The 12,115-nt window shown below is 60.8% G+C and carries 7 protein-coding genes; 4 read left to right on the top strand and 3 right to left on the bottom strand.

The features are described from left to right. Window positions 1-125 precede the first annotated feature (125 nt). Window positions 126-1,745, top strand: a complete 1,620-nt coding sequence (gene pvdP, locus ACOYXJ_RS28895; protein ID WP_460367142.1) for a pyoverdine maturation tyrosinase PvdP — start codon at window positions 126-128, stop codon at window positions 1,743-1,745. Between the two features lie 133 nt (window positions 1,746-1,878). Here pvdP and ACOYXJ_RS28890 read toward each other — a convergent pair whose 3' ends face one another. The 3 genes from ACOYXJ_RS28890 to ACOYXJ_RS28880 are packed head-to-tail and all read right to left on the bottom strand — an operon-like array spanning window position 1,879 to window position 6,427. Beyond that, a complete protein-coding gene (locus ACOYXJ_RS28890) occupies window positions 1,879-3,273 on the bottom strand; it encodes an efflux transporter outer membrane subunit (protein WP_460367140.1) in 1,395 nt (464 codons plus the stop codon). Between the two features lie 7 nt (window positions 3,274-3,280). Next, window positions 3,281-5,254, bottom strand: coding sequence for a MacB family efflux pump subunit (locus tag ACOYXJ_RS28885; protein WP_460367138.1), 1,974 nt, complete (start codon window positions 5,252-5,254; stop codon window positions 3,281-3,283). Further along, window positions 5,255-6,427, bottom strand: a complete 1,173-nt coding sequence (locus tag ACOYXJ_RS28880; protein ID WP_016983523.1) for an efflux RND transporter periplasmic adaptor subunit — start codon at window positions 6,425-6,427, stop codon at window positions 5,255-5,257. A 319-nt stretch (window positions 6,428-6,746) separates the two neighbouring features. Between ACOYXJ_RS28880 and ACOYXJ_RS28875 the strand changes: the two genes are divergently transcribed. The 3 genes from ACOYXJ_RS28875 (at window position 6,747) to mgtA (ending at window position 11,974) form a co-directional block, all read left to right on the top strand. Continuing rightward, window positions 6,747-7,229 carry a sigma-70 family RNA polymerase sigma factor gene (locus ACOYXJ_RS28875; RefSeq protein ID WP_150705744.1) on the top strand — a complete coding sequence of 161 codons (483 nt, stop codon included), beginning with the start codon at window positions 6,747-6,749 and terminating at the stop codon, window positions 7,227-7,229. 132 nt (window positions 7,230-7,361) lie between these two features. Continuing rightward, entirely contained in the window at window positions 7,362-8,696 is a 1,335-nt protein-coding gene (locus ACOYXJ_RS28870; RefSeq protein ID WP_150794318.1) for a lysine N(6)-hydroxylase/L-ornithine N(5)-oxygenase family protein, read from the top strand. 578 nt (window positions 8,697-9,274) lie between these two features. Further along, a complete protein-coding gene (mgtA, locus tag ACOYXJ_RS28865; protein WP_460367135.1) occupies window positions 9,275-11,974 on the top strand; it encodes a magnesium-translocating P-type ATPase in 2,700 nt (899 codons plus the stop codon). The last annotated feature ends 141 nt before the right edge of the window (window positions 11,975-12,115 follow it).

Genomic DNA, 12,115 nt, shown 5'->3' with positions numbered 1-12,115 from the left:
AACGAGCGATCGAGCGGGAAATTTAGGGCGAGCGCCCCCCGGCGAAAATGACGGCTTAAATTTGCCCGGGCAGCAAACGTTCTAGCTTGGATAAAGCCTGCTTCATGGCTGACACAGGTAGGGCAATGAAGATTTCTCGACGATGGTTCATGGCGGGCCTGGCGCTGACCGGCGCAGCCGTGCCAGCGGCTTATTTTGGGCATCGTGAATGGACGAAGCCGGATCCGACGATCACTCCGGGTGAAGCGTCTTTCGACGTCGCCGACCTCGCCGGACAACGTTTGGCCAGTGCCTTGCGGGGCGTCTGGGATATTCGCTTCGAAGGCCGTGACGCGGGCCTTGAAGGCCTGCCGGTCAGGGGGCTGCAAGTGTTCCTCGACATCGGCCAGAAAGGTCGTGGCGTCTGTGGTTTTCTTGATACGCCGGAGCGTTTGCGTTCCGGCGAAACACCTCGTTACCGAATTCTTGGCGATCTGGCCGGTGCCGATGCGGCGAAACTGAGTTGGCGGCTGATCGGTGCGCAAGGCCAGATCAGCTATGAGCTGGAGATGATCCTTGATGAGGTCTGGGCCGATTTCGGCAACGCCGGCAAAGGCACCCTCAGCGGTAAAGTCTTGCGTCTGGATCGCCCCTTGGCCTTGCCGGTACAGGACAATGGTTTCGTCGCAGTCAAGCGACTGTTTCCCGAGGCGCGTGAACGTACGCCGTTGAATCCGACGTTGCTGGCCTGGTTGATTTCCCCCGAGCACCGACTGTTCCACCAGTTGTGGCATGCCACGCGGGACAAGTGGCACACCTTGCCGGAAGACAAGCGCGAAGCCCTGCGCGGCATCGGCTGGCAGCCCGGACCGCGTGACAAGGAGCGCGATGCCCGAGGGCCGCGCAAGGATCGCAACGGCTCCGGGGTGGATTTCTTCTTCATGCACCGGCACATGCTCGGCACGGCGCGTTCAATGCAGGACCTGCCATCGTGGGAATACTTTCCGCTGCCACAACCGGAATTGATCCGTGATCGCCCGGGCTTCGCCCGTTACTTCGACAATCATGACGGCACGGCGCTGCCGCCTGCATGGCTGGCTGATGGTGATGACGAGTACAGCAAGTGGGTCAGCGACATCAAGACGGCCGAGACCTACGAAAGCAACTTCCAGGTCTGGGAGTCGCAATACCGTGATCCGGTGTACCTGGCCAGACTCACGCTCGGACAGTTCGGTTCCGAGGTTGAATTGGGCCTGCACGACTGGCTGCACATGCGCTGGGCGTCTGTACCGCGCGACCCGTCGAACGGTCAGCCGGTGCCTTTCGCGCGTGATCCTGCCGACTTCGCTGCGCGTTGGTACGGCCCGGAAAATGACTTCCTTGGCGACCCGTTTTCATCCCACGTCAATCCGTCGTTCTGGCATTTTCATGGCTGGATCGACGACCGTATCGAAGACTGGTTTCGCGCGCACGAGCGCTTCCATCCGGGTGAAGTCACTCGCAAGGTGGTCAATGGTGTGCAGTGGTTTGCACCAGGGCGCTGGAACGAAGTCGATGATCCGTGGCTGGGGCCGGTCACGCATGGCTGCAGCACTACGCCGGGGTTGCAGGCGGGCAAGACGGTGGAGATGGACCCGGAAACCATGAAGCTGGCACTGCGCATCACCTTCCTCAATGACGAGAAAAAACTCGCCGGGCTGTTCCGCCGCGTGCCGCAACGGCCCTGGTATGCGCGCAATCTGAAGGCTAAAACCAGCCCGGCTTGAGGGTTGGGTCATCGTTCATTCGCGAGCAGGCTCGCTCCCACAGGTTCATGTATCAGACCGCAATGTCTGAGCTAACCACGAATTCCCTGTGGGAGCGAGCCTGCTCGCGAAAGCGGTCTGCCAGGCAACGCAATTATTGCGTCTGCCATCCACCACCCAGCGCCTTGTACAAGGCAATACTCGCCTGCATTCGCGACAGCCGCAGTTGCACGTTCTGATCCTGCGCCGCATACAGCGTGCGCTGGGTTTCCAGTACGGTCAGCAAGTCCTCGGCGCCGGCCTGATAACGGCTCTGGGCGATGTTGAAGGCGGTTTGCGCCTGGTTCAGTTCTTCGCTCTGCCACTGCCGTTGTTGATCAAGACCGCGGATGCTGTTGAGGGCTTTTTCGACGTCAGCGAAACCGTTGATGATGGCGCCTCGATAAGTTTCCAGCAGCTCCTCCTGACGAGCCGTCGCTTTGTCGCGTTCGGCCCCTAGACGACCATTGTTGAAGATCGGTGCGATCAGCCCGGCGGTGAGGTTGTAGAACGGACTGCGCCACACATCGTCAGCCTGGTTGGCGCCGGAGCCGATGCTCGCGCCCAGCGTGATTTTCGGCAGCATCGCCGCTCGTGCCACTGTGACGTTCGCCTGAGCTGCCGCCAATTGCGCCTCGGCGCGGGCAATATCCGGGCGCCGCGTCAGCAGTTCGCTGGGCACGCCGGCGGATATCGGCGGCCACTGCAACTGGTCAAAGGACTCGTGGCTGGCCGGCAGGTCTTGCACCGGGCGGCCGAGCAGGGCCGCCAGGGCGATCTGCGCGTCTCGAGCCTGTTGCTGGACGGTCGGCAGTTGGCGTTGCTGCGCGGCCACCAGGCTTTTTTGTTGCGCCAGTTCAAGCGCCGTGGCGGAGCCTGCGTTGTAGCGCGTCTGCACCAGTTGCAGGACGTTTTGCGCGTTGGCCAGATTAAGCTCGGCAATGCGGCTCTGTTCCTGTAGCGACAGGACCTGCGTGTAGCTGTTGGCGACGCCGCTGAGCAGGGTCAACTCGACGGTGGCGCGATCAAACTCGCTGGCTTGAAGGCTGAACTGTGCGCTGTCGCGCGATGCGCGCTTGCCGCCCCAGAAGTCGATTTCGTAACTGGCGCTGAGGCCGACGTCGAAGTAGTCCACCGCCCTGTTACTGCTGTCGGCATCCAGTTGACGATAGCCATCGCCACGCAACAGCTTTTGCCGATTGGCGTTGCCGGTACCTTGTATTTCCGGCAGCAACGAGCCGCCGGCAATCACGGTGTCGGCACGCGCCTGGCGCACGCGAGCGATGGCTGCGGCCAGGTCATAACTGCCGACCTGGGCCTGCTCGATCAATTGATCGAGTTGCGGGCTGGCGAAGCGCGTCCACCAGCGCAGGGCGTCGCGTTCGGCGCTGGTGTTGTGCGGTGATTGCCAGGCGGCAGGCGGCACGATGCCGCTGTCCGGGGGTTGTGGGGTACTGCCGCAAGCGCTGAGTATCAGGCAGACGGTCAACAGACTGAGGCGCGGTTTCATAGAGCGATCATTCACTGGTAAGGGCCGTGACCGGGTCGAGTCGGGCAGCTTTGCGGGCCGGCATGAAGCCGAAGACAACACCGGTGACCAAGGCGCAACCAAATGCGCCGAGTACCGCCATCAATGAGAACGCTACCGCGACTTCACTGAGAATCAGCACGCCGCCAATGATCAGCGCCAGGGCGATGCCGGCGATGCCGCCGACCACCGAGAGCATCACCGCTTCAGTGAGAAACTGGCGCAGGATGTCGCGCTGGCGGGCGCCGGTGGCCATGCGGATGCCGATCTCGCGAGTGCGTTCGCGAACGGTCATGAGCATGATGTTCATCACGCCGATGCCGCCGACCAGCAGCGAGATCGCCGCAATCGAGCCGAGCATCAGCGACAGGGTGTTTTGCGTGCGCGCTTCGGCCTGGATCATCGCGGCGTTGTTGGTCAGTTCGAAATCCTTCTTGCCGTTGTGCAGGTTCAGCATCAATTGTTTGATGGCGTGTTCGGTGTCCTTGACCTTGCGCGCGTCGGCGGCAGCGATGGCCACGTACTCCGGATTACGCGTGCCGAACAACCTCACGCTGGCGGCGGAGTAGGGCACGGCGATGCGGTTGTCACTGTCGGAATCGCCGGAGCTGGCACCTTTTTCCGCCAGTACCCCGACCACCTGAAACGGCACGTTCTCGATCAGAATGTACTGGCCGATCGGGTTGGCAACGTCTTTGAGGAGTTTGCTCCGCACCTTGTGGCCAATCACCGCAACGGCTGCTGCGTTCTGTTCGTCGGCCTCTGTGAAGTAACTGCCCTGAACCACCGGCCAGTTGAAGATTGCCGGGAAGTTGGTGTCATTGCCGCCAACGTAACTGAGGTGGTCGGCATTGCCGAAGCGCACACCGGCCTCGGCGCCGTTGACCGGCATGATCCGCTGTACTTGTGGCAGGCTCGCCAGGGCATGCACATCGTCGAGGGTGATGATGCCCGGTGGCGTTCGCGGGTTGGGCGCCGAGCCGCTGAGATAAATGATGTTCGAGCCGAACGCGCCCATTTGTGCCATGACCTGGCGCTTGCTGCCTTCGCCGACGGCGAGCATCACCACCACCGAGGCTACGCCGATGATGATGCCGAGCAGGGTCAGCGCGGTGCGGAAGCGGTTGATCCACATCACTCGCCAGGCGGCGTGCAGGGCGTCCACCAGTTCGCCTTTCCAGGCCCCGGTGGCTTCGGCACCTTCGCTCAAGCGCTTGCGCAGATCCACCGCTTGCAGGGCGCCGGGATTGGCACTGTGCTGGGCGTCAGGGTTGTTTCTGGCGCTATCGCTGATGATCAAGCCATCGCTGATTTCGATAATGCGTTTGGCCCGCGCCGCCACTTCGCGGTCGTGGGTGATGAGAATGACCACATGGCCCTGGCTCGCCAGTTCATCGAGCAGCGCCATGACTTCCTTGCCGCTGTGGCTGTCGAGGGCGCCGGTCGGTTCGTCGGCCAGGATGATATGGCCTCCATTCATCAGTGCGCGAGCAATCGACACGCGTTGTTGCTGGCCTCCGGAAAGCTGATGGGGGCGGTTGCCGGTGCGCGAGGCGAGGCCGAGACGGTCGAGCAGGGCGGCGGCGCGCGCGTGACGCTCGGCGGCAGGGGTGCCGGCGTAGATCGCCGGCATCTCGACGTTTTCCTGGGCCGAGCCGGACGGAATCAGGTGATAGCCCTGAAACACGAAACCGAAGGCTTCTCGGCGTAGCCAGGCGAGTTCATCGCTGTCGAGGCCGGCGACGTTTTCCCCGGCGAAGCGGTATTCGCCGGACGTCGGCCGGTCGAGGCAGCCGAGAATGTTCATCAGCGTCGATTTGCCGGAACCGGACGCGCCGACAATCGCCACGAACTCGCCGGCGTGAATCGACAGGTCGATGCCGCGCAACACGTGAACTTCGGGAGCGTCACCGCCGCCGTAGGATTTGCGGATGTCCTGCAGGTCGATCAGAGGCGTTTGCATTTAACCTCCGCTGCCGTCGGCCGGGCCGATCAGCAAATGATCGCCTTCGTTCAAGCCCTCGATAATCTGCACTTTGAGACGGTCGCTGATGCCGGTGCGTACTTCGCGGGACTGAATCTCGCCATTGGCGGCGATGACCTGCGCGGTCTGCCGATTGGCCGCCGCGCTGCCTTGCAGGGCGGCGACCGGTGCGGTGAGCACGTTTTTCGCCTGGTCAGCGACGAAGAACACTTGCGTGGTCATCTCTGCCATCAAGGCGTTGTCGGCGTTATCGACGTCCAGCAGCACGGTGTACAGCACCACGCGCGCGCTGCCGCTTTTACTCGAACTGGCCGGGCTGCCACCGCCCTGGCTGGTCTGGTCCAGCGGTTTGGGTGGCACCGGCAGAATTTGCCGAACGGTGCTGCTCCAGCGCCGATTGCCACCGCTGAGTGTGGTGAAGTAAGCAGTCATGCCCGGTTTGACATGGCCGATATCGGCCTCGGAGACCTCGGCCCAGACCGTCATCGGCGACAGTTTGGCGATGCGCAGAATCAGTGGCGTCTGTTGCTGGGCATTGAGTGTCTGGCCTTCGCGGGCATCGAGTGCGACCACGGTGCCTTCCATCGGCGCATAAATGCGCGTGTAACCGAGTTCGGCCTGATCACTGCGCAGGCTGGCCTCGGCCTGACGGATCTGGGCGCGGAACATGTCGATACGTGCCTGGGTGGCCTTGAGTTCGGCGCGGGCGGTCTGCACGTCTTCTTCACGGGTGGCGCCGCCGGCTGCGAGGTTCTGCTGGCGCTGGTACTTCTGCCGCGCCAGTTCGTGCTGCGCCTGTTGCTCTTGCAACTGCGCCTTGAGGTTTTCGATGGAGAACTGGCTGGCGTCGAGCTTGGCCTTTTGCGTCGACGGGTCGATTTCCACGAGCAATTGGCCTTGCTTGACCACGTCGCCGACTTCCACATGGATTTTGCGGATTTGCCCGGAGGCCTGGGCGCCGACATCCACGTAGCGCCGTGGCTGCAATGTGCCAAGGGCAGTGACGCTGCTTTCGATGTCGCCGCGACTGACTTGCACGGTGGCGAACTTGTCCCGGCCGGGCGGCAATATCTGCCAGGCGGCTACGGCGACAACGGGAATCAGACAAAGGGCTACGAGCAGGGCGCGTCGGGCGGGGCGGGGACGTTTCATGCAGGGTTCCGGCCAGTGGAAATCGACCCGTCATCCAGCCGGCACCGCACAGGGGCCAAGACCGAACGCTGGCGCAGGAGGCGACAGATACGGGGAACTGTTTTTTAAACGAGGGACGCGTTGGGTAATTTAAGCGCTGAAAAACGCGGTAACAGGTATAGAAGCTAACAATTTGTCGGGCAAATCGAAACAGCGCTTTAAATCTATATGAGAATTACTATAAATTACGCATCTGAAATTGCCAGCATCGTGCCACTGTCGTTTTGACGGTGGCGGGTGTGGCTCAAGGATCGAAACCGCACTGCTGCGGCCGGGAGTCATGTTGGAAAACTACTATCGCGAGCTGGTGTGTTTCCTGAACGCCAAGCTGGGCAACCGCCAGGTTGCCGAGGATGTGGTGCATGACGCCTATTTACGCGTACTCGAGCGCTCCAGCGACACGCCGATCGAGCAGCCCCGGGCGTTTCTTTATCGAACGGCATTGAATCTGGTCATCGACGACCATCGTCGCAATGCCTCGCGCCAGGTCGAATCGCTGGAAGTGCTCGACAACGAAGAGCGCTATTTCACCCCGTCGCCCCATGGCACCCTCGATCACGGTCAACGCCTGGAGATGCTCCAGCGCGCGCTGGCCGAATTATCGCCGCTGTGCCGCGAAAGCTTTCTGCTGCGCAAGATCGAAGGCCTGTCCCACAACGAAATCGCCGCAAGCTTGGGCATTTCCAAAGCGCTGGTGGAAAAACACATCGTCAATGCCATGAAGCATTGCCGGTTACGCATCAAACAATGGGACGCCCATTGATCCTTCCTCAGTAAATTTTTTTTCACCGTCCTCGTTCCTACTCAACAGACGATCTGCTGTCCTGCTTCGGGCCGGTCAGGTCACCCAGGCTTTATCCCCACGGTTGAGGGGTTCATCCAGAGGACACTGGAAATGACACAGGCAATTGCATCGCCCATCGTTCACGACCTGATCGGCGTCGGTTTCGGCCCTTCGAACCTGGCGCTGGCCATCGCTCTGCAAGAGCGCGGGCCGACCCACGGCGAGCTGGATGTGCTGTTCCTCGACAAGCAGGCCAATTACAGCTGGCATGGCAATACCCTGTCGACCCAGAGCGAGCTGCAGATTTCCTTCCTCAAGGATCTGGTGACCCTGCGCAATCCGACCAGCCCGTACTCGTTCGTCAATTACCTGAAGTACCACGGTCGCCTGGTCGACTTCATCAACCTCGGCACCTTCTATCCGTGCCGCATGGAATACAACGACTACCTGCGCTGGGTCGCCGGGCAGTTCACCGAACAAAGCCGTTACGGCGAAGAAGTGTTGACCATCGAGCCGGTGCTGCACAACCATCAGGTTGAAGCGCTGCGCGTCATCTCCCGTGGCACCGATGGCCAGCAATTCGTGCGCACCACCCGATCGGTTGTCGTCAGCGCCGGCGGCACCCCGCGAATCCCCGAGGCGTTCAAGGCGCTGAAGGGTGACACCCGTGTGTTCCACCATTCGCAATACCTGTCGCAAATGGCCAAACAACCTTGCGTGAACAATCAGCCGATGAGCATTGCGATCATCGGCGGCGGGCAGAGCGCGGCGGAAGCCTTTATCGATCTGAACGATTCGTTCCCGTCGGTGCAGGTCGACATGATCCTGCGCGGCTCGGCCCTGAAGCCTGCGGACGACAGCCCGTTCGTCAACGAAGTGTTCTCGCCGGAGTTCACCGATCTGGTGTTCCAGCAGAACAGTGCCGAGCGCGAACGTCTGGTCAACGAGTACCACAACACCAACTACTCGGTGGTCGACATCGACCTGATCGAGCGCATCTACGGCATCTTCTATCGTCAGAAGGTCTCGGGGATTGCCCGTCACGCGTTCCGCACCCTGACCACCGTCGAAAGCGCGACCGCCACCGACAACGGTATCGAACTGGCCGTGCGCAACAACGCCACCGGCGAAGTCACCGTGCGCAATTACGATGCGGTGGTCCTGGCCACCGGTTACGAGCGGCAGATGCACCGCAAACTGCTGGCGCCGCTGGAAGAGTATCTGGGTGACTTCGAAGTCGATCGCAACTACAAACTGATCACCGACGAGCGCTGCAAGGCTGGCCTCTACATGCAGGGCTTCTGCCAGGCCAGCCATGGTCTGAGTGACACGTTGCTGTCGGTGTTGCCGATCCGTGCGGACGAGATTGCCGGCTCACTGTATGAGCATGGCAAGAACCGTGGGCATCGTTCGATGGCGGATCTGCTGCTGGCGACTGCCAGCTAAACCTGCTTTGCCTGAACCAGATCGTTCCCACGCTCTGCGTGGGAATGCCTCAACGGACGCTCCGCGTTCGGCTTCTGGAAGGGACGCGGAGCGTCCCAGGCTGCATTCCCACGCAGAGCGTGGGAACGATCATCCTGAACCCTTCCTGAACATCCCCCACATTCCCCGAAACACCTCCTTTTGCCGGTTTACTCTCCAATCATCGGGGCGTAAGCTTCGCGCGTTTTCATCAATAGCGGAGACCCACAGTGGGTACTTGTTCGAGTGACAGTTGTCGGCCGGTCTCGGTAACCGGCAGATTCTCGGCAAGATAACGCGCAGACTTTCTCTGTCGTTGTCTCGCCGTAAAAGCGAGCAGCGGCATCCCGTGCATGACCCGTCCTGGGCCATGTCTCGACGTCCTTCTCATCGACGCTGAACAGAGCGTGATTGCGACTTTATTGTTGTGATCGCAGCCCTATCGACACGCCTGTCTTTTCTGACCGGCGCGCCAGGCCTTGCCGTGCCGGTTTTTCCGGCGGACGAGGTGCGGCCGTACCTGCTTGACGGTTTCCCGGCTGACCATAGGGGCAACAGCCATGAAACTTACGCTCAAGGAATTTTTCGCAGGCTTCCTGCGCACCCGCCACATCGCCCGGCACTTCCGTCGCCTGGCGCTGCTGGAATCGATCAACGACACCACGGTCAGCCGTGAAGTCCCGCCCACGCTGGCCAACACCCTGGTCGATGCCGCGCATTGCGACACCGCTGGTTTACTGTCGTCACTCGGCACGCATTCCGATGGCCTGACCGATTTCGAAGTCGATGCGCTGCGTGCGCAATACGGCCTCAACGAAGTCGAACACGAGCAGCCGCTGCCATGGTGGATTCACCTGTGGCACTGCTACAAAAACCCGTTCAACCTGCTGCTGACCCTGTTGGCGGTGATCTCGTGGCTGACCGAAGACCTCAAGGCTGCCGTGGTGATTTTCTCCATGGTGGTGCTGTCGACGCTGCTGCGCTTCTGGCAGGAAAGCAAATCCAACCAGGCCGCCGATGCGCTGAAAGCCATGGTCAGCAACACCGCCACGGTGATGCGCCGTGACGCGCCGCGCAGCGAATTGCCGATCAAGCAACTGGTGCCGGGCGATCTGATCGTGCTATCGGCTGGCGACATGATTCCTGCCGATTGCCGCGTGCTCAGCGCCAAGGATCTGTTCGTCAGTCAAGCGGCGATGACTGGTGAATCGATGCCGGTGGAGAAGTTTCCACATCAGCAGGATCGCGATACGCGCAATCCACTGGAGCTGGACAACATCCTGTTCATGGGCACCAACGTCGTGTCGGGTACGGCGGTGGCGGTGATTCTCACCACCGGCAACAGCACTTATTTCGGTGCGCTGGCCCAGCGTGTTGGCGCAACTGATCGTGCGGTAACTTCGTTCCAGCAAGGCGTGAATAAAGTCAGCTGGTTGTTGATCCGTTTCATGTTCGTGATGGCGCCGCTGGTGCTGTTCATCAACGGTTTCACCAAGGGTGACTGGACCGAAGCGCTGCTGTTCGCGCTATCGATTGCCGTCGGCCTGACCCCGGAAATGCTGCCGATGATCGTCACCTCGACGCTGGCCAAAGGCGCGGTGTTTCTGTCACGGAAAAAAGTCATCGTCAAACGTCTCGATGCGATCCAGAACTTCGGCGCCATGGATGTGCTGTGCACCGACAAGACCGGCACGCTGACTCAGGACAAGATCTTCCTCGCACGCAATGTCGATGTCTGGGGTAAAGACTCCGACGATGTGCTGGAAATGGCTTACCTCAACAGCTACTACCAGACCGGTCTGAAAAACCTGCTGGATGTCGCGGTGCTGGAACACGTGGAAATCCACCGTGAACTGAAAGTCGGCACGGCGTTTCGCAAGGTCGATGAGATCCCGTTCGACTTCAACCGTCGGCGCATGTCGGTGGTGGTCGAAGGGCGTAGCCAGCCACATCAACTGATCTGCAAAGGCGCCGTGGAAGAAGTATTGGCGGTGTGCAGCCGCGTGCGTCACGGCGAAGTCGATGAAGCCTTGAGCGATGAATTGCTGACCCGGATTCGTCAGGTCACCGCAGCATTCAACGCTGAAGGCTTGCGCGTGGTGGCCGTGGCCGCCCGCTCGATGCCGGAAGGTCGCGACACTTACAGCCTGGCCGATGAACAGGAACTGACGCTGATCGGTTACGTGGCGTTCCTCGATCCACCGAAGGAAAGCACCGCGCCAGCGCTCGAGGCCTTGGCCGAACATGGTGTGGCGGTAAAAGTGCTCACCGGCGATAACGAGCTGGTGACTGCGAAGATCTGCCGCGAAGTCGGTCTCGCGCAACAGGGATTACTGCTGGGCAATGACGTTGAGCGCATGAGCGATGCCGAACTGGCGGTGGCCGTGGAAACCACCAACGTCTTCGCCAAACTGACGCCGTCGCACAAGGAGCGCATCGTGCGCATCCTAAAGGGCAACGGTCATGTGGTCGGCTTCATGGGCGACGGCATCAACGATGCACCCGCGCTGCGAACTGCCGACATCGGAATTTCCGTGGACAGCGCGGTGGACATCGCCAAGGAAGCGGCGGACATCATCCTCCTCGAAAAGAGTCTGATGGTTTTGGAGGAGGGCGTGCTCGAAGGGCGGCGCACCTTCGCCAACATGCTCAAGTACATCAAGATGACCGCCAGCTCCAACTTCGGCAACGTGTTCTCGGTGCTGGTCGCCAGTGCGTTCATTCCGTTCCTGCCAATGCTGCCGATGCATCTACTGGTGCAGAACCTGCTCTACGACATTTCGCAGATTGCCATTCCATTCGATAACGTCGATGAGGAAATGCTGAAGAAACCACAACGCTGGCAGCCGGGCGACGTTGGGCGCTTCATGCTGTTCTTCGGCCCGATCAGTTCGATCTTTGACATCACCACGTTCGCCTTGATGTGGTACGTGTTTGACGCCAACACCCCGGATCACCAGACGCTGTTCCAGTCCGGCTGGTTCGTGGTCGGCTTGCTGACCCAGACGCTGATCGTGCACATGATTCGCACGCCGAAGATTCCGTTTCTGCAAAGCCGTGCAGCCATGCCGCTGCTGGTGATGACCGGAATCATCATGGCGGTCGGCATCTTCCTGCCGATGGGCCCGCTGGCGCACTACTTCAAATTGCAGGCGCTGCCGTCGCTGTACTTTGTGTTCCTGCCGGTGATTCTGCTGGCGTACATGGCGCTGACCCAGGCAGTGAAAGGTTTCTATATCCGCCGGTTCGGCTGGCAATAACAGCAGAACAACGCTGTTCCCAATGTGGGAGCGAGCCTGCTCGCGAAGGCGTCGTGTCAGTGCCATGGATGTTTGCTGACACACCGCCTTCGCGAGCAGGCTCGCTCCCACAGGGGGACTTTGTGTTTTCAAGGATTTCAT

The sequence above is a fragment of the Pseudomonas sp. Tul2A7 genome, assembly GCF_054790505.1.
Note: the sequence above shows the minus strand (reverse complement) of the source record. Positions and strands in the feature narration are given on the sequence as shown.